The organism is Microbacterium sp. WCS2018Hpa-9 (assembly GCF_031843745.1).
Lineage (GTDB): Bacteria > Actinomycetota > Actinomycetes > Actinomycetales > Microbacteriaceae > Microbacterium.
This window is the reverse complement of the sequence record NZ_JAVTIY010000002.1, coordinates 361,976-381,736: the sequence shown is the minus strand read 5'-3', so window position 1 is coordinate 381,736 and position 19,761 is coordinate 361,976. Positions and strand designations below refer to the sequence as shown.

Genomic DNA, 19,761 nt, shown 5'->3' with positions numbered 1-19,761 from the left:
GTACGAGCGTCGAGGGTGCCTACGGCTCAGGCGGCGAGGGCGAAGGCCCCGCGCGAGACCGAGACCGCAGCGGATGCCGGAGCCGCCGTCGCCTGACGCAGCTCGTCGGCCACGGCGCTCGTCAGCTCGATCAGTGAGGTGTCGAGGGCGCCGGCGATCGCCGCGATCATCTCGCTCGACGGTTCTTTGAGTCCCCGTTCGACCTCCGAGAGGTACTGCGGCGAGACTCCGGCGTTCTCCGCCGTCTCGGTCAGCGTCTCGTCGCGGTCATGTCGCCGCCGCCGCAGCTGGTCGCCGACCATCTGGCGCCACAGGGGTTCGGGCTCACTGGGGCGAGGGCGGGAAGGACGAGGTGCGCGAGAGAACGGAACGAGGTCGGCCATGCCTCACGATAATCCGCCGTCAGCGAGGGAATCGAGCCGTTCTGCTCAGAGCAGAACGCGGCCGTCAGTCGAGCCCGTCAGCCGAGCGGCAGGGCACCGTCGTCGACGACTTTGCGCATCACGAGCGTCGAGCTGACCCTCTGCACTCCGGGGAGGGCAGTGAGCTGCTCGTCGTACAGGCGCTGGAAGTGCTCGAGGTCTGCGGCGACGACGCGCAGCAGGTAGTCGGGGTCGCCGAACAGGCGGTGCGCCAACGTGATGTTCGGGATGCGGGTCACGGCCTCCTCGAACGGGATGATCGAGTCGCGGTTCGCCTCTTTCATGGTGACGAACACGAGCGTCTCGAAGCCCAATCCGAGAGCCTGGGGCGACAGCGTCGCGTGGTAGCCGGTGATGACTCCCGAGCGCTCCAGCTCGCGCAGTCGGCGGTGGCAGGGAGACACGCTCAGCTGCACCCGTTCGGCGAGCTCGGTGATGCTCAGGCGTCCATCACGCTGCAGTTCAGCAAGGATCTTCCGGTCGATCGCGTCCATGCTCAAGATTATTGCGCAGAATGAGGCAGGGCGTGCAAACAACGCAAACACCTTCCGTCGTTTCCTTCCTAGAGTTGCCTCCGCAGCATACGGACGACGAAAGAGAACAGCCATGGCGCTCACCGCGATCACCGCCTTCTGGGGTGTCTCGATGCTCTTCGTCATCACACCCGGCGCCGACTGGGCGTTCGCGATCTCGGCCGGTCTGCGCCGCCGAGCGGCACCCGCTGTTCTGGGGATGCTGTCCGGCCACGTGCTCGCCGTGGTCATCGTCGCCGCCGGAGTCGGAGCGCTCGTCGCTCGATACCCGCTCGCCCTCACCGTGCTCACGGTCGCCGGGGCGCTCTACCTGGTGTGGCTCGGCATCGGCACCCTGCGTGCACCCGCGGTGATCCGCGAAGGCGCCGAACTCGTCGAGGCCTCGCCTGGCAGGTGGATGCTGAAGGGCTTCGGCATCAGCGGACTGAACCCGAAGGTGACCCTGCTGTTCCTCGCGATTCTTCCGCAGTTCACGGCGGCCGATTCGACCTGGCCGCTCGCGGTGCAGATCGTGATCCTCGGCGCCGTGCACCTGGTCGGCTGCGCCGCGGTGTACTTCGCCGTCGGCTTCGGGGCGGGGTCCGTTCTGCGGGCGCGTCCGGCCGCGGCGCGCATCGTGAGCATCGTGTCGGGCATCGCGATGATCGGGATCGGTGCGGTGCTGCTCGTCGGACAGCTGGTGCGATGACCGACTGATGCGGAATCAGGCCTGGGCGCGATCCGGCACCGCGGAGTCGGTGTCTGAGGGCGCGGATGCCGCAGCGTCCGTCGCTGCCCAGCTGGCCAGCATCCGCAGCTTCTCCTCCGATGCGGATCCCGGCTCCGCCGTGTACGTCGACATCTGCAGGCCGGGGTCGGCCGGCAGCTCGAACGCCTCGTAGGTGAGCTCCATCTCGCCCACGACCGGGTGGTTGATGCGCTTGACGCCGCTGCGGTGGAAGCGCACGTTGTGCGCGGCCCACAGGGTGCGGAACCGCTCGCTGCGTGTCGAGAGCTCTCCTACGAGATCGGTGAGCTTGCGGTCATACGGGTTGCGTCCGGCTTCGCCGCGCATCGCGGCCACGAGCTCCTGGGTGTTGCGCTCCCATTCGGGGTAGAACTCCTGCGCGGCCGGGTCGAGAAAGGCGAAGCGGGCGCTGTTAGGCACGGGGGTCGAGAACAGCGGCGCATAGAGCTCGCGGCCCAGCGCGTTCGCCGCGAGGTAGTCGAAGTAGTTGTTGCGCACGATCGCGGGCGCCTCGGTCATCGCATCGAGCAGGCGCAGGATGCTGGGGCGCAGCGTCTCGACCTTCTTGCGCGGCTTGCGGGCGACCGGTGATGCGTTCGCCGTGCGGGCGAGGTCGAACAGATGCGCGGTCTCGGCCTCGTCGAGCTGCAGCGCGCGGGCGAGCGCGTCGAGCACGCTGTCGGAGACACCCGACAGATCACCCCGCTCGAGGCGGGTGTAGTAGTCGACGCTGACGCCGGCGAGCAGCGACACCTCTTCACGGCGCAGCCCCGGCACCCGGCGGTTGCCGCCGTATGCGGGCAGGCCGGCCTGATCGGGGGTGATGCGGTCGCGCCTCGACGAGAGGAACTCGCGCACCTCGTTGCGGGTGTCCATGTCCTCGACGGTACGCCCCCTCGCGCGATGAAGGGAGGTACTGGCAGACTCTCCCTCGTCTGCGAGACCGCGCGCAGACTGAGGAAATGACAACGCAACTGACTCTCAACAACGGCATCGAGATGCCCGCCCTCGGCTTCGGAGTGTTCCAGGCCGCTCCGGACGAGACCGTCGATGCCGTCAGCACCGCTCTCGAGACCGGCTATCGCCTGATCGACACCGCCGCCGCGTACGGCAACGAGCGAGAGGTGGGCGAGGCGATCCGTCGCACCGGCATCGCGCGCGACGAGGTCTTCATCGAGACAAAGGTCTGGATCAGCGACTTCGGCTACGACGAGACACTGCACGCGTTCGAGAAGTCGACCGGCAAGCTCGGCGTCGACCAGCTCGACCTGTTGATCCTGCATCAGGCTCTGCCCACCCGCTTCGACCTCACGCTCGGCGCCTACAAGGCTCTCGAGGCCCTGCTCGCCGACGGTCGGGTGCGCGCCATCGGCGTCAGCAACTTCATGGTGGAGCACCTCGAGAAGCTGGCCGCCGAGACGAGCATCGTCCCGGCGATCAACCAGATCGAGGTGCACCCCTACTTCCAGCAGCGTGAGGTGCAGCAGGCGGATGCCGCGGCCGGCATCGTGACCCAGGCGTGGTCGCCCATCGGAGGCATCACGGCATACCGCCCCAACGGCGCATCCGTCTTCGACGACGAGACCCTCACGGCCATCGCCGCCGAGCATGGAAAGTCGCCCGCTCAGGTGATGCTGCGCTGGCACCTGCAGCAGGGCCGATCCGCGCTGCCGAAGTCGGTTCGCCCCGCCCGTATCGCCGAGAACTTCGACGTGTTCGACTTCGAGCTCACCGCTGATCAGCTCGACGCGATCGACGCCCTCGACACCGGTGTGCGCCGCGGCCCCGAGCCCGAAGATGTGACGCTGGAGACCTTCGGTCGGGAGATCCCGGAAGCATGAGCTAGTTAGAGGGCCGCGGCGACGCCCGGGAGCAGCTTGGCCGCGATCGCGCCGAGCTGCTCCCGCTCGGCGTCGGTCAGGGGATCGAAGATCAGCTCGCGGATCTGCGCCACGTGCACCGGGGCCGCTCCTCGTAGGAGCTCGCGCCCGGCATCCGTCAGCGCTGCCGTCAGCGTGCGCTTGTCGCTGCTGCACGAGGTGCGCGTCACCCAGCCGCGTTCTTCGAGTGAGTCGATCGCATGGCTGAGGCGTGAGCGGCTGAGTCCCGCGATCTGCGCGAGCTCGGTCATCGGGATCGAGCGGTCACCCTGGCCCGCGAGGGTCACGAGGATCGCGTAGTGCGCGTGCTTGAGTCCGGTCTCGGCTTTCAGCGCGCGGTCGAGCACCTGCGGCAGCAGCTGGACGAACCGGATGGTCGGCAGCCACGTCTGCATCTCGGTGTCGTCGAGCCGTCGGTCGCTCACTCGCTCGGTCATCACGCCACCGTTCATCACGCGGCAGACAGGTCGAGCGTGTGCGAGGTGTGGTTGCGCTTGGCCTCGAGGTAGCGGTGGTTCGCGTCTGAGAGGTGAACGCCCGTGCGCACCTGCTCGGTGACGCGGATGCCGAGGGCCTCGAGCTGAGCAGCCTTGTCGGGGTTGTTGCTCAGCAGGCGGATGCTGTCGACACCGACCGCCTGCAGCATCTGCGCGGCGATCGTGTAGTCGCGTTCGTCCTCGCCGCGACCGAGCGCCACGTTCGCCTCGTACGTGTCGAGCCCTGCATCCTGCAGCGCGTACGCGTCGAGCTTGGCGTACAGGCCGATGCCCCGGCCCTCCTGGCGCAGGTAGAGAAGGAACCCGCCGTCTTCGGCGATGCGCTCCACGGCCTCCCGCAGCTGCGGGCCGCAGTCGCAGCGTTCCGAGCCGAACACGTCTCCGGTCAGGCATTCGCTGTGCGGGCGCACGAGAGGTGCGTCGCCGCCGTCGGCCGCCCGCTCCATCGCCGCCATCCAGTCTCCGAGCCCGAGCAGCAGGTGCTCGCGGCCGTCGATCAGACCGTCGAACGTGACGACATCCGCCGTGGTGGAGAATCCGTCGGCGAAGCGCATCGGCACGCGCACCCGCGTGCGCTCGGTGGCGACCGGAACGACGGTTGAAGTTTCAATCATGTCGGGTGCAACGCGCCGACGTCACCGATATTCCCGTCGCGCGCTACTCAGGCGGGCGCCGGCGGACGAGCTTGAGCTCACTGGCGAGAATGCCGAGCACGACGAGCGCTCCGCCGATCAGCGCGGCGAAGGGCAGTCGCTCGCCCGCGATGCGCCCGATGACGGCGGCCCAGACAGGCTCGCCCGCGTAGATGATCGTGGCGCGGGTCGGTGAGACGGACTTCTGAGCCCAGTTCATCGTGAGCTGGATGATGCAGCTCGCCGCCCCGAGTCCGACCGCGCAGCCGACCCAGATCCAGGAGAACTCGGGCAGGCCCTCGCCGACGACCGGCATGGTCAGAATGCCGAGGACCCCCGCCGTGAGCAGCTGCACGACGGTGATGCGGCCGAGGTCGATCCTTCGGGCGAAGACGCTGATCAGGATGATCTCGGCCGCGATCGGCAGTGTGCTGATGAGCGTCAGGATCTCGCCGGATCCGAGGGTCAGCGTGAAGGCGTCGGGACCGGCGATGAACAGCAGTCCCACGAACGCGAGAGCGGCGCCGAGAAACGCCATGGCCGGCGGGCGCTTGCGGAATACGGCCCACTGCGCGAGCGGCACGAGCGGGATGTACATCGCCGTGATGAACGCCGACGTGCTCGAGTCGATGGTCTGCAGCCCGACGGTCTGCAGACCGTACCCGAGATAGATCATCACCCCGATCGCGACGCCGGCGCCGATGTCGCGCCAGCGCATGCCTCGCAGCGCTCGGCGGAAGATGACCACGCTGATCAGGCCGGCGATCAGGAATCGGATGCCGACGAAGAACCACGGCCCCGAGTGCTGCATCGCCCAGTGCACGAGCAGGAACGTGCTGCCCCACACCGCGGTGACGGCGATGAGGGCGATCTCCTGCCGACGCAGGCTCAGGAAGCGGAATCGAGTGGACATGCTGTCCTTTCTCGACGCGGCCGGCTCGAGCCTAGCGCCGTGCGCGGCCCCGTTTCGAATCGCGCGAGCTGCCCGATATGTCGATGCAATACGGCCAGGTGCGTGATTCGCGCGGCGTCTCGATAACCTCGCCTCATGAGCAATTTCGTGAGCGCCGCCGAGCTGGACGACCTGCTGAAGTCCGAGACGCCCGTTCGTGTGATCGACGTGCGGTGGCGACTCGACCGGCCGGACGGCCGCGCCGACTATCTCGCAGGGCACATCCCGGGGGCGGTCTTCGTGCCGCTCGCGACCGAGCTCGCGACCCACGGAGAGCCGTCTGAGGGCCGTCATCCTCTGCCCTCCACCCAGACGCTTCAGGATGCCGCGCGCCGATGGGGCGTCGATCAAGGCGATGTCGTCGTCGCGTACGACGACGCGAAGGGGGTCAGCGCATCACGGGCCTGGTGGCTGCTGCGCCAGGGTGGAGTCGACGTGCGCGTGCTCGACGGCGGCATCCGCGCCTGGACGGCCGCGGGCCTCCCGGTCGCAGACGATGACGTGCAGGCCGAGCCGGGCGATGTCGTTCTCGACGAGATCGGCGACGACGCGATCTCGATCGACGAGGCCGCCTCTTTCGCCGACGCGGGTGTGCTGCTCGACGTGCGTGCGGCCGATCGCTACCGCGGAGAGCACGAGCCCCTCGACCCCGTCGCCGGGCACATCCCCGGAGCGCTCAACGTTCCGATGGCCGCTCATCTCGATGCCGAGGGCCGGATCCTCGACATGCACACGCTTCAGGCGACCTTCGCAGCCGTCGGCGTGACCGAGGGCACACCTGTCGCGGCCTACTGCGGCTCGGGCATCACGGCGGCGCACACGGCTCTGGTCCTCGACGAGATCGGCATCGACGCGAAGGTCTTCCCCGGCTCGTGGAGCCAGTGGTCAAACACTCCCGGACGCCCGGTAGCGGTCGGCGATCAGCCGGGCTGAGCGGTCAGTCGCCGGGGGGCGGATTCCGGGGGTCAGCGCCGTCCGCGTAGCTCCAGGCGACGCCGAGAAGCCCCGGGCCGAACGCGCGTCGCACCTGGTGAACCGACGTGCGGCCCTCGAGCGAAAGCTCGGTGAGCTTCGAGCCGTCCGGGGTCTCGACGCGCTCCTCGATGCGATCGGGCAGTGCGTCGCGGTGGAACCGCGTCCATACCAGCAGCTCCCGGCACTGCCGTGCGACGGCGTGACCCGTCTCCCGTTGCGGCGGATAGTCGGGCGGGTAGGCGACCGACCACTCGACCATCGCGGTGCTCGGCGCAGTCAGTGGCACGTCGAGCTCGAACAGCACGCCGTGCACCTCGCCGTTCGGATGCGAGTAGCGCGCGGAGATATGGCCTCCGGCCACCGCCTCGATGATGGGCGCGGGGGTGCTGATGCCCGGCGTCATCTCCAGGAACGGGATCGACGCGACCGTCCCGACGGTCGACTGCACGATGCTGCGCGTGATCGAATACGACACGTTGCCGGCGGCATCCACATCCGTCACGGAGTGCGTCGTGAGCTCACGTGACGTGTCGGGGTATTCGGCGCCGAGGGCGGCGAACGCCTCTTTGACGGCCTCCTCGAGTTCTCGCTCGTCGATGGGGAACAGATTGGGTCCGAGGGGTCCGGTGCGGTTCGTCGTTCCGAGCAGATCGGTTAGAGAGCCGGGTTCGAGGTGCAGAAGCTGCTCGATCTCGCCGAGAGCGGCCATCGACTGGGCGCCTTCGGGGCGGCGCGCGCCGGAGCGCCAGTAGCTGAGCGTCGCCATCGACACGCTGTTGCCGCGAGCGCGCAGCTGCTCGTGCAATCGGGCCAGAGTCAATCCACGCGCATTGATCGCGTCTCGGAAGGACGCCGCGAATACATCGGCATATCGGCGAATGCCACTTTCCATGCTCATCACAGCACCCCCTCCGGTATGTGAAGAATCGCGTTCTAGAGTGAGCTTACGACCACACCAGCATCGCGTAGGGGACGAGGTGCTATTTCTGGGGTCTACTGGGCTGAGCAATCGTGAGCAGGGTGCCCGACCTCACGGCGTCTCGGTCCACAACGCAGTGTCGCCCCCGTCGCTGCGTTCTGTCGCGGGGCCTGGTGATCTATCTGGGGAGATCCATCGGGCCCCGCGAACACCTCTCCGGTGTCGGCGCCCACTCAGCGCCCCCGCGTAGACTGGGGGGAACACCCCCGGAGGATTCTCGATCTTCATGTCTGCCCCTGCCCGCGCGTTCACCGTGCGTCACGTTCAGCTGCTGCGCGCCCTCTTCGCCGCCGCCGCAGCCGTGATGATCACCTTCTCGCCCGATCACTCGGCAGCCGTCGGTCTCTCCGTCTTCAGCGGCTTCGTGCTCACGACCGGCCTCGTGATGATCGTCTCCGCCTGGCTCGTCTACCCGGCAGGCCAGCGCTGGCCGTCCGTCGTCTACGCGCTGCTCAGCTTCGCCGCCGGCATGACCACCGGCGTGCCCGCATGGCGCACCGAAGACGTCTTCTTCGTCGTCGTCATCGCCTGGTCGGTGACGACCGGCATCCTCGAACTCGTCGTCGGGCTGCGTGCGCGCAGAGCCGGCGAGGCGAACGCCCGCGACTCGATCACCCTCGGCGCGTTCGGGCTGCTGCTGGCCCTGCTGCTGATCACGATCCCGGCCGGCTTCGTGCAGCCCTACGCGATCGACGGAGCAGGCGCGTTCGAGCTCACCGGCATCATCCTCGGCGTCGGGATGTTCGGCGGATATGCGGCCGTCGTCGCCGTCTTCCTCGGCATCGCCGGTCTCACCCCGAAGCGAGCGGATGCCGTCGCCGAGGGCCGCGTGACCGAGAACGACCCCGCCCCTGCCGGGCACGGAGGAGAGCGATGAGCGACGAGAACCCCACCCGGCGCGACATCCTGCGCCCTCTGCACCTGCTGGGCATCGCCCTCGGCTGCGGCATCTTCGCCGCCGTGGTGACGCTCGTGTCGACGGGGGCGTTCACCGCCCGTGTCAACAACGCGATCGCCAGCGGCACCTACGACGGTCTCACTCCGATCGCGCTCGGTCTCGTGGTGGGCGGCGGAGCGTTCATCGTCACCCTGCTGTTCCTGGCGATGCTGATCCTCGTGGTCGACCCCGCCGAGGTCACCAAGACGGTCGATCGCCCGGTGCTCTTCGACCCCGAGACGTCAGACGAACCCGACTCCGAACAGCCGGGTCGCACGTCCTCCTCCTGACGTGATCGAGGGTTTCTCCGTTCCGACCGGAATAGCCCAGGGCCTCGACGGCTTGTCCCTGTAGTGACTGCCTCGATCGACCGCGCCTCCATCGGACTCCGGTCGGAACGAGGCCCCGTGCTCGGGGCGCTCATGCTGGCCACCAGCCTGATCGCGATCGACGCGACGATCCTCGCGACCGCGGTGCCGAGCATCGTCCGCGACCTGGGCAGCTATCAGCAGTTCCCCTGGCTCTTCTCCGTCTACCTGCTCGCGCAGGCGGTCAGCGTGCCGATCTATTCGCGCTTTGCCGACACCGTCGGTCGCAAGCCGATCATCCTGCTCGGAATCGCGCTGTTCCTGCTCGGCTCCGTGCTCTCGGGCTTCGCGTGGAGCATGACGGCGCTGATCGTCTTCCGCATCGTCCAAGGCCTCGGCGCAGGTGCCGTCGCACCCATGTCGATGACCATCGTCGGCGACATCTACACAGTCGCCGAGCGCGCCAAGGTGCAGGGATACATCGCATCGGTCTGGGCCATCTCGTCGGTCGTGGGCCCCGCTCTCGGCGGCATCTTCGCCCAGCTCGACGCGTGGCGATGGATCTTCTGGGTCAACATCCCGCTGTGTCTGATCGCGGGATGGATGCTGATGCGGCGGTATCACGAAGAGAAGCAGACGCAGCGTCATCGCATCGACTATGCAGGAGCCGTGCTCCTGACCGTCGGACTCACCGGCCTGATCCTGGGCATGCTCGAGGGCGGCAACGCCTGGGCCTGGATCTCGATCCCCAGCGCCATCTGCTTCGGGCTGGGTGCTGCCGCGCTCGTCGCCTTCGGGCTCGTCGAGCGTCGCGCCGCCGAGCCGATCGTCGACCTGCGCCTGGCGGCGAGGCCGCTCATCCTCACGACGACGATCGTCTCGCTGGGCGTCGGGGCACTGATGACCGGGGTCACGAGCTTCGCACCCGCCTATCTAGAGGGCTCCATCGGCATCGCACCGCTGCTGTCGGGGCTGGCCGTCGCGGCGCTCACGCTCGGCTGGCCGCTCGCCGCCGCGAACGCGGGTCGGCTGTACATGCGGATCGGGTTCCGGCGCACGGCGCTGACCGGCATGTCGATCACGGCCGTCGCGGCTGTCGCCCTCGCGCTGGTCTCTCCCTGGCCCAATCCGTTCTCGATCGCCGCGGTCGCGTTCGTGCTCGGCTTCGGCCTGGGGTGGAGCGCCGCCCCGACACTCATCGCGGCTCAGGCTTCGGTCGGGTGGGGGGAGCGTGGTGCCGTCACCGGCATGAACGCCTTCGCCCGGTCGGCCGGCAGCGCGCTCGGCGTTGCGGTGTTCGGCGCGATCTCGAACTCGGTGATCGCGCAGGGCGGCGGGCCGGATGACCCGGCGACCATCATCTCGGCATCCGTCTGGGTGTTCATCGCCGCTGCAGTCGTGGCGGTGCTGACGCTGATAGCGGCGGCGTTCATGCCGCGCGACCCCGCTGGCGCGCACTCCGGAGAGCCGCGCCCGTAGCGGTCGGGCCGTTGTGCTCGCGGTGTTGCGCCGCTTCGCTGCGGGGTCTTCGGTGTTGCGCCGCTTCGCTGCGGGGTCAGTTTCGCATCCGATTCGCCCGATTGCGGTGCGCTTTTGACCCCGCATCGCGCGCGCGGTGCGTTTCTGGCCCCGTTTGGAGCGGGCGGACGATCATCCACCCGCACCGCTGCGTGCGGCGAGGTTACTTCGCGAGCTGCTCGGCGATGCCGGTGTACGACGCGGGGGTCAGCGCGAGCAGACGCTGCTTGGCGGCATCCCCGATCTCGAGTCCTTCGACGAACTCCGCCAGATCCGCAGCGCCCACGCGGTGCCCACGGGTCAGCTCCTTGAGCAGCGCGTAAGGGTCGGTGATCGACGAGCGGCCGGCGACGACCTCTGCCCGGATGACGGTCTGGATGGCCTCTGCGAGAACCTCCCAGTTCACGTCGAGGTCGGCGAGCAGCACATCGCGCGAGAGCGAGATGGCGTTGAGGCCGCGGCGCAGGTTGTCGATCGCAAGCAGCGAGTGCCCGAAGGCGACGCCGATGTTGCGCTGCGTGGTCGAGTCGGTGAGGTCTCGCTGCAGGCGGCTCGTGACGAGCGTCTGACCGAGCGATGCGAGCAGGGCGCCCGAGATCTCGAGGTTCGCCTCGGCGTTCTCGAAGCGGATCGGGTTGATCTTGTGCGGCATCGTCGACGATCCGGTCGCACCCGCGACGGGGATCTGCGCGAAGTAGCCGAGCGAGATGTAGGTCCAGATGTCGGTCGCGAGGTTGTGCAGGATCCCGCCGGCGTGACGCACCCGGTCGTAGAGCTCGACCTGCCAGTCGTGCGACTCGATCTGCGTGGTCAGCAGGTTGAAGCCCAGGCCCAGGCCCTCGATGTACTCGCGCGAGATCGTGGGCCAGTCGGCGTCGGGGTCGGCCGAGATGTGCGCAGACCAGGTGCCGGTCGCGCCCGAGAACTTGGCGAGGTAGTCGGATGCCGCGATCTGGGCGCGCACGCGCTCGAGACGCCACGCGAAGACCGCGATCTCCTTGCCCATGGTCGACGGGGTGGCCGGCTGTCCGTGGGTGCGGGAGAGCATCGCGGCATCCGCGTGCTCGGCAGCCAGCTCGCGGAGCTTGGCGATCACGACGTCGAGCGCGGGGAGCCAGACCTCTTCGACCGCGCGCTTCACGGTGAGCGCGTACGAGGCCGAGTTGATGTCCTCACTCGTGCAGGCGAAGTGCGTCAGCTCGGCGATGCTGTCGAGGCCGAGCGTCGACAGGCGGTCGCGCACCAGGTACTCGATGGCTTTGACGTCGTGCTGGGTGACGGCTTCCTTCTCGGCGAGCCAGTCGATCTCGGCCTGACCGAAGTCGCGATACAGGGCGCGCAGGCGCTCCTTGTCGGCATCCGAGAGCGGGCTGGTCTCGAAGAGCGAGCGGTCGGTGAGCGCGATCAGCCACTCCACCTCGACCTCGACCCTGGCGCGGTTCAGCCCCGCCTCCGAGAGGAAGTCGGCGAGCCCGGTGACGGCGCCGCGGTAGCGACCGTCGAGGGGGCTCAGCGGCTGGGGCGGGAGCGAGGGCTGGAAAGTCATCAGGGGAGTCCTCCTGATCGGGCCCCGGGAGTGCGGGGCGTGCGGGGCTGGCGAAGAGCCGGCTCGAGCTGGCGGAACAGCCCGCGAGTCGCGGTCTCAATCATACCGAGCACCGAATCGAACATCTCGGCGCCGGCGTAGTAGGGGTCGGGCACGTCCTGGCTGTGTGCGTCGGGGTCGAAGGCGAGCAGCAGGGTGACCTTGCCCTCTTCGTCTTCATCGTGCGCCCATTCGCGCAGGATCCGCTCGTGCGTGCGGTCGAGGGCGACGACCAGATCGTTCTCCGAGAACGATGCGAAGGTGAACTGCTTCGCGCGATGCTGCGAGCCGTCGTAGCCGCGGCGGGCGAGCGAATCGATCGTGCGATGGTCGGCGCGTTCGCCGAGATGCCAGTCGCCCGTGCCGGCGCTGCGCGACACGATGCGCGACCCCAGGCCCTGTCGCTCCGCGAGATCGCGGAAGACGACCTCCGCCATCGGAGAACGGCAGATGTTCCCCGTGCACACGAAGATCACGCGGAAGGGATCCGGGGATGTCACCGTCCTATTCTGCCGGTCGAAGGCCGATCGCGCGATGCCGGGGATCCCAGCCGGGCGTGGTGCACCCGTTCTGCACGGCCGAAGGGGTCGAGCGATCCCTTCACGGTCTCTGCCGATCGGGGCCACGCGCGCCCCGGGCTCGGCGGGTGATCGCGGATGCTGGGCGCATGTACTCCTTTGCACTCGCGCAGACCGGCGCGGCTGAGACCGCCTGGGCGAAAGCGCAGGCCGTGGCAGCTCTCCACAGCGCCGTCGATGCGCTCGACGAAGCACGCGCATCGCTCGCCGTCCTCACCTCCGACACCGACTGGCACTCCGACGGTGTGCGTGCGATGCAGCATTCGCTCGACGAGCTCCGACGGGGCGCACGCGTCGAGGCATCCGAGATGCGCAGCCGTGAATCCGAGGCTGAGCGGATCGGTCTCTCGTGAGCGGGTTGACCATCGATCACGGCGGAGCGATCTCGGTCGACCCCGACGCGCTGCGTGACGTCGCTCGACGTGTGGATGCCGTCGCTTCCCGCTACGAGGATGCGCGCTCCGCGATCATGCGCGCGCATCGGATCATCGTCGACACTCCGGGCTTCAGCGCACACGTCGACACGGTCGGGCTGTGGGCGTCGGGTCAGCACGTGGCTCGCCTGCACTCGGAGTGCCAGGAGACGGCACGCTCCACCCTGCTCATGGCCGATGCCTACGAGTACGTCGACCTGCGGGCCGAGGCCGAGATGCTCGCGCAGACCGATCCGAGCACGGCACAGCGGTTGATGCGACGTGCCGATCGGCTTGCGGCGTCCGATGACCGCATCCACGCGATGGCCGATGAGTTGATCGCCCAGTGGCGCGCCGAGCGCTTCGAAGGACTGACCGGCAACCTCGTGACCCCCGCGCTGTATGACAGCGTCTTCGGGACCGTGGCGATGGTGGGGGTGGTCTCGGGGCTCGGCAAGGTGCTCCCCGGTGAGACGCTGAGGGGCAAGGCCGACCGCGTATCGGTCTCGCCGGTGAAGACGTCGTCTCCAGCCGCCGCGCCGTCGAGCATCGCCGGCGCCCTCGGGCGCATGCCGGCCACCGCGGGAGCGCAGGTCGCCGTCGAGAAGTACTCCTTCGCCGACGGCACAACGAAGTTCGTCGCCTATCTCCAGGGAACCCAGAGCGTCGGGTGGGGAGCGAAGGAGCCGTGGGACTCGAAGTCCAACTTCCAGCTCTACGCCGGCGGGCAGAGATCGGCGTCGTACCAGTCGACCCTCGACGCGCTCGAGGCTGCGGGCGCCGAGCCGGGAGACGAGGTCGACGTCGTCGCGCACTCGCAGTCGGGGATGGTCGCGGCGCACCTCGCGATGGAGAGCGAGTTCGATGTGCAGATGCAGATCACCGCGGGGAGCCCGGTCGAGCCGACACTCGATGACGACCAGACCATCATCCAGCTGCGTCACACGAACGACCCGGTCTCGGCGCTGGCCGGCGGAGGGTCACCCGAGGGCACAGGGTCGGACGACAGCGTCACCATCTCGACCGAAGCGAACCCGAAAGACACGCTCGACGACCTCGCGGTCGACGCGCATCACCTGGAGACGTACAGAGACACCGCGAGGGTCGCCGATGCCCTGAGTGACCCTCGGATGGACGCGGTGGACGAGTTCTGGAGCGAACTCGACTCGGCCGAGGTCATCGAGCGCACTGAGTATCAGGCCGAGCGCGTCGAATGAGCGATGCGCGGGATGCGCGCGGGTCTGCGCGTCAGTCGCGGCGCTGCTTCTTGTTCTGCGGGCGCAGGATGAAGCCGAAGACGCCGTTGATCAGCGAGATGATGAGCGCGGCCAGCACGCCCCACCAGAAGCTGCCGACGGTGAGGCCCCAGTCGAAGCTGCTCGTGATCCAGGCGGTGAGCCACAGCAGGAACCCGTTGATCACGAAACCGATGAGGCCGAGCGTGAGGATGTACAGCGGGAACGCGACGATCTTCACCACCGTGCCGATGAAGGTGTTCACGAGCGCGAAGATCGCGGCGACCGCGAGCAGAGTCAGCACGAGCTGCAGGGTCTCGCCCGGCGCGAATGCCGTGATCTGCACCTGCAGAGCGGGGATCAGCGTCACGACCCATAGGGCGAACGCGTTGACGACGACTCGGATGATGAAGCGCATAGTCATCCCAGTCTTCCATGCGCTCCGCCGGAGGGCGGCAGAATCTAGACTCATGCTTGTGACCGACCCGATCCTGCCGCGCATCCGCCCCGCCATCGCCGCCCTGGCGCCGTACCGACAGGGCAAGCAGGCGGGCCCCGACGCCTTCAAGCTCTCGAGCAACGAGAACCCGTTCGAGCCGCTTCCCTCCGTCGCGGCGGCGCTGCAGCACACGACGCCGATCAACCGCTACCCGGATGCCACCGCCGGTCGGCTTCGCGAGCGGCTGGGGGTTCGCTACGCGGTCGCGCCCGAGCAGGTGCACGTCGCCGCGGGCAGCGTCTCGATCCTCCACCAGCTGATCCTCGCCACCGCATCGGTCGGCGACGAGGTCGTCTACGCGTGGCGGTCGTTCGAGGCCTACCCGAGCCTGCCGCTCGTCGCCGGCGCGACCGGAGTGCAGGTGCCTCTCACCGCCGACTCCCGCCACGACCTCGACGCGATGGCCGATGCCGTCACCGAGCGCACCCGCGCGGTCATCCTGTGCACCCCGAACAACCCGACCGGGCCGATCATCACGAGCGACGACTTCGCGACGTTCGTCGAGCGGGTCCCCACCGACGTGCTGATCATCCTCGATGAGGCCTACGCCGAGTTCGTCACCGCGCCCGGTGCGGTTGACGGCCTCGCAGAGCGCGTCTTCGAACGGCATCCGAACGTCGTCGTGCTGCGCACCTTCTCGAAGGCCTACGGGCTCGCGGGTCTGCGCATCGGCTACGCGATCGGCAATGAGAAGGTGCTCGATGCGGCGCGCACCACCGGCATTCCGCTCTCCGTCACGTCGGCGGCCGAGAACGCCGCCATCGCCAGCCTCGATGCCGAGTCCGAGCTGCTCGAGCGGGTCGCCGTGATCGTCGAGCGCCGCACCCGCCTGGTCGAGGGCCTGCGCAGGCAGGGCTGGCGCGTGCCAGACAGTCAGGCCAACTTCATCTGGCTGCCCACCGGCGAGCGCACGGTCGAGGTCGCTGCGGCCTTCGCGTCTGCCGACCTCATCGTGCGTCCCTTCCCGGGCGACGGCATCCGCATCTCGGTCGGCGAAGAGGCATCCGTCGATCGCGTTCTCGAGGTCGCCGCGACCCAGCTCTGAGGGGCTCGGGGCGCCCTGTTCTCCGGTTTCCCGGCAGATACGAGGACGTCCTAGGTATGCGTGACCGAGCATGCGCACGGCGGTAGCGTGGCATCGTGACCTCGTCAGAGACTGAACTCGTACGCGTCCTGGATCAGGACGGCCGCTTCACGCCGAGTCCGGCTGCTGAGCAGTATCTGTCGTTGATCGAGGCGATCAGCGACGCCGAGCTCGAGCAGTTCTACCGCGACATGGTGATCATCCGCGCGATCGACACCCAGGCGACCAACCTGCAGCGTCAGGGGCAGCTCGCGCTGTGGCCGCCGAGCCGCGGCCAGGAGGCCGCCCAGGTCGGATCCGCCCGCGCCGCCCGCGCACAGGACACGCTGTTCCCGTCGTACCGCGAGCACGCCGTGACGCGCATCCGCGGGGTGGACCCCGTCGACATCATCAAGCTGATGCGCGGCGTCTCGCACGGCGGTTGGGACCCGACAGACCCGAAGAACGGCAACACCCGTCTCTACACTCTGGTGCTCGGCTCGCAGGTTCTGCACGCGGCCGGATACGCCATGGGGCTGAACTTCGACGGCCGGTCCGGCACCGGCGACGTCGACAAGGACGAAGCCGTCATCGTCTACTACGGCGACGGGGCATCGAGCCAGGGCGACGTGCACGAGGCGATGGTCTTCGCCGCGAGCTACCAGGCGCCCACCGTGTTCTTCCTGCAGAACAACCACTGGGCGATCTCGGTGCCGGTCGCGACGCAGTCGCGGGTGCCGCTCGTCGAGCGCAGCGCCGGCTACGGCATCCCCAGCGTGCGCGTCGACGGCAACGACGTCCTCGCCAGCTACGCCGTCTCGCGCACGGCCCTCGACGAGGCCCGCAGCGGCCAGGGCCCCCGTGCTATCGAGGCGGTCACGTACCGTCTCGGTGCGCACACCACCAGCGACGACCCCACGAAGTATCGCGGCTCGGACGAAGAGCAGTCGTGGGCCCAGCGTGACCCGATCGATCGCATGCGCGCGTTCCTCGAGAACAGGGGAGCTGCCGGGCAGCTCTTCGCCGATGTGGAGGCCGAGGCGGCCGACGCCGCCGAAGACCTGCGTTCGCGCAGCGTCGAACTCGGATCGCCCACCGCAGACCTGATCTTCGACCATGTGTACAGCGACCCGCACCCGCTCATCGCGGAGCAGAAGGCCTGGCACGGTCGGTACGAGGCATCGTTCGAAGGAGACAGCAAGTGACCCTGGAGACGATGCCCCTCAGCAAGGCCCTCAACTCGGGACTGCGTCGGGCCATGGAAGACGACTCGAAGGTCCTGCTCATGGGCGAGGACATCGGCAAGCTCGGCGGTGTCTTCCGCGTCACCGAGCATCTGCAGCGCGACTTCGGCGACCGTCGAGTGCTCGACACGCCCCTCGCCGAGTCGGGGATCGTCGGCACCGCTATCGGGCTCGCGATGACCGGGTTCCGCCCGGTGATCGAGATCCAGTTCGACGGCTTCGTGTTCCCCGCGTTCGACCAGATCACGACGCAGCTCGCCAAGCTCACCAACCGGCACGAGGGCAAGCTCAGCCTGCCGATCGTGATCCGCATCCCCTACGGCGGGCACATCGGAGCCGTCGAGCACCACCAGGAGAGCCCGGAGGCCTACTTCGCGCACACTCCGGGGCTGCGGGTGGTCTCACCCTCGACGCCGAACGACGCGTACTGGATGATCCAGGAGGCCATCGCGTCGAACGACCCGGTGATCTTCATGGAGCCCAAGAGCCGCTACTGGCAGAAGGGCGAGGTCGAGCTCGACTCCTCGGCCGCCCCGCTGCACTCGTCCCGCGTCGTGCGCACCGGCTCGGACGTGACCCTCGTCGGACACGGCGCCATGGTCACGACGCTGCTGCAGGCCGCGGCGCTCGCCGAGGCCGAGGGCACCAGCTGCGAGGTCGTCGACGTGCGTTCGCTGTCTCCGGTCGACTACGAGCCGATCCTGAATTCGGTGCGCAAGACCGGACGCATGGTCTACGCGCAGGAGGCGCAGGGCTTCGTGAGCATCGGCAGCGAGATCGCGGCCACCGTCATGGAGCGCGCCTTCTATGCACTCGAGGCCCCGGTGCTGCGGGTCTCGGGCTATGACACCCCGTTCCCGCCCGCGAAGCTCGAGGGCATCTACCTCCCCGATGCGGACCGCATCCTCGAAGCCGTCGACCGCTCGCTGGCCTACTGAACCTCCTGATCTCACCGTTCCGAAAGGACCGCACATGAGCACGCAGAACTTCAACCTCCCCGATGTGGGCGAGGGCCTGACCGAGGCCGAGATCGTGGCGTGGAAGGTCGCGCCCGGTGACACCGTCGCCATCAACGACGTCATCTGCGAGATCGAGACGGCCAAGTCGCTCGTCGAGCTGCCCTCGCCGCACGCGGGAGTCGTCGGTGAGCTGCTCGCCGCCGAGGGCGCGACGGTCGAGGTCGGCTCTCCGATCATCACCTTCCTGACCGAGCCTGCAGCGGGTGCCGCACCGGCGGTCGCCGTCGCGCCGGCCCCGGAAGAGGGCGGGGGCTCGGTGCTCGTCGGCTACGGCACGGGCGGCGGTGCGACCTCACGGCGCAAGCGTCCGGCCGAGCGCCCCGTTCGCTCGTCGGTGGGCGTGATCGCGAAGCCGCCGATCCGCAAACTCGCCCGCGACCTGGGTGTCGATCTCACGACGGTCACGCCCACCGGAGCCGACGGTGAGGTCACGCGCGACGACGTGATGACCCACGCCTCACAGGCGAGTGTCTTCCGCAACATCGAGACGCCCGAGTGGGGCGCCGTGCGCGAAGAGACCGTGCCCGCGCCGCAGAGCGCCTCGGCGGGGCTCGCGCGCGGACTGTCGCCGGCCCCGGCATCCGCTTCGAATCAGAGCGACGACCGCACCGAGTCCATCCCGGTCAAGGGTGTGCGCAAGGCGACATCGTCGGCGATGGTGCAGAGCGCCTACTCCGCCCCGCACGTCACCGTGTGGAAGGAGATCGACGCGAGCCGCACGATGGAGCTCGTCAAGCGGCTCAAGGCATCGCCCGACTACGCCGACATCCGCGTCTCGCCGCTGCTGATCATGGCTCGTGCCGTGATCTGGGCCGCGCGCCGCACGCCGATGGTGAACGCGGCCTGGATCGAGACCGAGGGCGGCGCCGAGATCGCCGTGCGCCATTACGTGAACCTCGGCATCGCGGCGGCGACGCCTCGAGGTCTGCTCGTGCCGAACATCAAGGACGCGCAGGACCTCAGCATGAAGGACCTCGCCCGCGCGCTGAACCGCCTCACGCTCACCGCCCGCGAGGGCAAGACGAGCCCGGCCGACCAGCAGGGCGGCACCATCACGATCACCAACATCGGTGTCTTCGGGATGGATGCCGGAACTCCCATCATCAACCCCGGCGAGGCCGGGATCGTGGCGATGGGCACGATCAGCCAGAAGCCCTGGGTCGTCGACGGCGAGGTGCGTCCGCGCTGGGTCACCACGGTCGCCGGCTCGTTCGACCACCGCGTGATCGACGGCGACGGCATGAGCCGCTTCATCGCCGACGTGGCATCCGTTCTCGAGGAGCCTGCACTGCTCGTGGAGTGATGTGAGATCTCGCTCTAAATGGGTCAAATCACTGTTGAAGATGATCCGCACCGAACCATGTGCACCAAATCAAGGACTTGATCCATGAGAACACTGGGATCCCTCGCAATCCTCTCACAGGGGGCGTGAGATGGGCCCGTACGAAACAACCCGAGGCGTGACGTCCGCCGTTGAAAGCTGTTAGGGGATCGAGATGCGTTCAAGGGACGTGTGGGGTCTTGTGCTCTCGCTGATACTTGCCGTGGGCGGGGTCGTCGTCGTCTTGCTGTCGTTAAGTGGAGGCGAGTCGCTACCCTTGGGGATTGGTGTGCTTCTCCCCGGAGTGCTTGGGACTATCTACTTCGGGGTTCAGCTGAGCAAGAGGCGGAGCGAATGACCCCGGCTCCAGAGGGCGGCGATGACTCGGAGCTGAGGAGACGTCTCCGCGAAGTCGAGGCTGAGCACGCCGACCTGCTGGACAAG

The 19,761-nt window shown here is 68.3% G+C and carries 22 protein-coding genes; 12 read left to right on the top strand and 10 right to left on the bottom strand.

The features are described 5' to 3' along the window. Window positions 1–26 precede the first annotated feature (26 nt). Both RQG82_RS05630 and RQG82_RS05625 read right to left on the bottom strand, forming a co-directional pair. A complete protein-coding gene (locus RQG82_RS05630; protein ID WP_311258132.1) occupies window positions 27–383 on the bottom strand; it encodes a helix-turn-helix transcriptional regulator in 357 nt (118 codons plus the stop codon). Window positions 384–460: 77 nt separating this feature from the next. Beyond that, window positions 461–916 (bottom strand): Lrp/AsnC family transcriptional regulator, encoded by a 456-nt coding sequence (locus tag RQG82_RS05625; RefSeq protein ID WP_056311153.1) that lies wholly within the window; start codon window positions 914–916, stop codon window positions 461–463. Window positions 917–1,028: 112 nt separating this feature from the next. Here RQG82_RS05625 and RQG82_RS05620 point away from each other — a divergent pair, with 112 nt between their 5' ends. After that, the gene (locus tag RQG82_RS05620) at window positions 1,029–1,643 is read left to right on the top strand and encodes a LysE family translocator (RefSeq protein WP_311258131.1); all 615 of its coding nucleotides are present in this window, start codon (window positions 1,029–1,031) and stop codon (window positions 1,641–1,643) included. Window positions 1,644–1,658: 15 nt separating this feature from the next. Here the strand turns inward: RQG82_RS05620 and RQG82_RS05615 are convergent, their stop codons facing one another. After that, window positions 1,659–2,558 (bottom strand): helix-turn-helix transcriptional regulator, encoded by a 900-nt coding sequence (locus RQG82_RS05615; RefSeq protein WP_311258130.1) that lies wholly within the window; start codon window positions 2,556–2,558, stop codon window positions 1,659–1,661. An 86-nt stretch (window positions 2,559–2,644) separates the two neighbouring features. On the opposite strand from RQG82_RS05615, the gene RQG82_RS05610 reads away from it, so the two are divergent. Beyond that, the gene (locus tag RQG82_RS05610) at window positions 2,645–3,523 is read left to right on the top strand and encodes an aldo/keto reductase (RefSeq protein WP_311258129.1); all 879 of its coding nucleotides are present in this window, start codon (window positions 2,645–2,647) and stop codon (window positions 3,521–3,523) included. Window positions 3,524–3,528: 5 nt separating this feature from the next. Here RQG82_RS05610 and RQG82_RS05605 read toward each other — a convergent pair whose 3' ends face one another. Genes RQG82_RS05605 through RQG82_RS05595 form a run of 3 tightly spaced genes read right to left on the bottom strand, consistent with a single transcriptional unit; the run spans window position 3,529 to window position 5,604 of the window. After that, window positions 3,529–3,999 (bottom strand): MarR family transcriptional regulator, encoded by a 471-nt coding sequence (locus RQG82_RS05605; protein ID WP_311258128.1) that lies wholly within the window; start codon window positions 3,997–3,999, stop codon window positions 3,529–3,531. A 14-nt stretch (window positions 4,000–4,013) separates the two neighbouring features. Next, the gene (gene ribA, locus RQG82_RS05600) at window positions 4,014–4,673 is read right to left on the bottom strand and encodes a GTP cyclohydrolase II (RefSeq protein ID WP_311258127.1); all 660 of its coding nucleotides are present in this window, start codon (window positions 4,671–4,673) and stop codon (window positions 4,014–4,016) included. A 43-nt stretch (window positions 4,674–4,716) separates the two neighbouring features. Then, window positions 4,717–5,604, bottom strand: coding sequence for a DMT family transporter (locus RQG82_RS05595; RefSeq protein ID WP_311258126.1), 888 nt, complete (start codon window positions 5,602–5,604; stop codon window positions 4,717–4,719). Window positions 5,605–5,739: 135 nt separating this feature from the next. Between RQG82_RS05595 and RQG82_RS05590 the strand changes: the two genes are divergently transcribed. Continuing rightward, entirely contained in the window at window positions 5,740–6,576 is an 837-nt protein-coding gene (locus RQG82_RS05590; RefSeq protein WP_311258125.1) for a sulfurtransferase, read from the top strand. Between the two features lie 4 nt (window positions 6,577–6,580). Here the strand turns inward: RQG82_RS05590 and RQG82_RS05585 are convergent, their stop codons facing one another. Further along, the gene (locus tag RQG82_RS05585; protein ID WP_311258124.1) at window positions 6,581–7,516 is read right to left on the bottom strand and encodes a hypothetical protein; all 936 of its coding nucleotides are present in this window, start codon (window positions 7,514–7,516) and stop codon (window positions 6,581–6,583) included. 307 nt (window positions 7,517–7,823) lie between these two features. Between RQG82_RS05585 and RQG82_RS05580 the strand changes: the two genes are divergently transcribed. From RQG82_RS05580 to RQG82_RS05570, 3 genes are all read left to right on the top strand, one after another. Continuing rightward, the gene (locus RQG82_RS05580) at window positions 7,824–8,474 is read left to right on the top strand and encodes an acyl-CoA synthetase (RefSeq protein WP_311258123.1); all 651 of its coding nucleotides are present in this window, start codon (window positions 7,824–7,826) and stop codon (window positions 8,472–8,474) included. Further along, complete coding sequence (locus tag RQG82_RS05575) at window positions 8,471–8,824, top strand: hypothetical protein (protein ID WP_311258122.1); 354 nt, start codon at window positions 8,471–8,473, stop codon at window positions 8,822–8,824. Before RQG82_RS05580 ends, RQG82_RS05575 begins: the two co-directional genes overlap by 4 nt. 63 nt (window positions 8,825–8,887) lie before the next feature. Next, window positions 8,888–10,321: an MFS transporter gene (locus tag RQG82_RS05570; protein ID WP_311258121.1), complete on the top strand. Its 1,434-nt coding sequence runs from the start codon at window positions 8,888–8,890 to the stop codon at window positions 10,319–10,321. Window positions 10,322–10,523: 202 nt separating this feature from the next. Here RQG82_RS05570 and purB read toward each other — a convergent pair whose 3' ends face one another. Together purB and RQG82_RS05560 are read right to left on the bottom strand one after the other, a co-directional pair. Beyond that, window positions 10,524–11,906 carry an adenylosuccinate lyase gene (purB, locus tag RQG82_RS05565; protein WP_311258120.1) on the bottom strand — a complete coding sequence of 461 codons (1,383 nt, stop codon included), beginning with the start codon at window positions 11,904–11,906 and terminating at the stop codon, window positions 10,524–10,526. Continuing rightward, window positions 11,906–12,445, bottom strand: a complete 540-nt coding sequence (locus RQG82_RS05560) for a low molecular weight protein-tyrosine-phosphatase (RefSeq protein WP_311258119.1) — start codon at window positions 12,443–12,445, stop codon at window positions 11,906–11,908. The genes purB and RQG82_RS05560 overlap by 1 nt, the downstream gene beginning before the upstream one ends. Window positions 12,446–12,612: 167 nt before the next feature. On the opposite strand from RQG82_RS05560, the gene RQG82_RS05555 reads away from it, so the two are divergent. Together RQG82_RS05555 and RQG82_RS05550 are read left to right on the top strand one after the other, a co-directional pair. Continuing rightward, the gene (locus RQG82_RS05555; protein WP_311258118.1) at window positions 12,613–12,876 is read left to right on the top strand and encodes a hypothetical protein; all 264 of its coding nucleotides are present in this window, start codon (window positions 12,613–12,615) and stop codon (window positions 12,874–12,876) included. Next, window positions 12,873–14,153, top strand: coding sequence for a hypothetical protein (locus RQG82_RS05550; RefSeq protein WP_311258117.1), 1,281 nt, complete (start codon window positions 12,873–12,875; stop codon window positions 14,151–14,153). Before RQG82_RS05555 ends, RQG82_RS05550 begins: the two co-directional genes overlap by 4 nt. Before the next feature lie 31 nt (window positions 14,154–14,184). Here RQG82_RS05550 and RQG82_RS05545 read toward each other — a convergent pair whose 3' ends face one another. Further along, window positions 14,185–14,589, bottom strand: coding sequence for a phage holin family protein (locus RQG82_RS05545; RefSeq protein ID WP_311258325.1), 405 nt, complete (start codon window positions 14,587–14,589; stop codon window positions 14,185–14,187). A 58-nt stretch (window positions 14,590–14,647) separates the two neighbouring features. Between RQG82_RS05545 and RQG82_RS05540 the strand changes: the two genes are divergently transcribed. The 4 genes from RQG82_RS05540 (at window position 14,648) to RQG82_RS05525 (ending at window position 19,299) form a co-directional block, all read left to right on the top strand. Further along, window positions 14,648–15,715, top strand: a complete 1,068-nt coding sequence (locus tag RQG82_RS05540) for a histidinol-phosphate transaminase (RefSeq protein ID WP_311258116.1) — start codon at window positions 14,648–14,650, stop codon at window positions 15,713–15,715. 92 nt (window positions 15,716–15,807) lie between these two features. Then, window positions 15,808–16,938 (top strand): pyruvate dehydrogenase (acetyl-transferring) E1 component subunit alpha, encoded by a 1,131-nt coding sequence (gene pdhA, locus RQG82_RS05535; RefSeq protein WP_396653567.1) that lies wholly within the window; start codon window positions 15,808–15,810, stop codon window positions 16,936–16,938. An 11-nt stretch (window positions 16,939–16,949) separates the two neighbouring features. Beyond that, window positions 16,950–17,915 (top strand): alpha-ketoacid dehydrogenase subunit beta, encoded by a 966-nt coding sequence (locus RQG82_RS05530; RefSeq protein ID WP_311258324.1) that lies wholly within the window; start codon window positions 16,950–16,952, stop codon window positions 17,913–17,915. 34 nt (window positions 17,916–17,949) lie between these two features. Continuing rightward, window positions 17,950–19,299, top strand: coding sequence for a dihydrolipoamide acetyltransferase family protein (locus tag RQG82_RS05525; RefSeq protein ID WP_311258114.1), 1,350 nt, complete (start codon window positions 17,950–17,952; stop codon window positions 19,297–19,299). Window positions 19,300–19,761 lie beyond the last annotated feature (462 nt).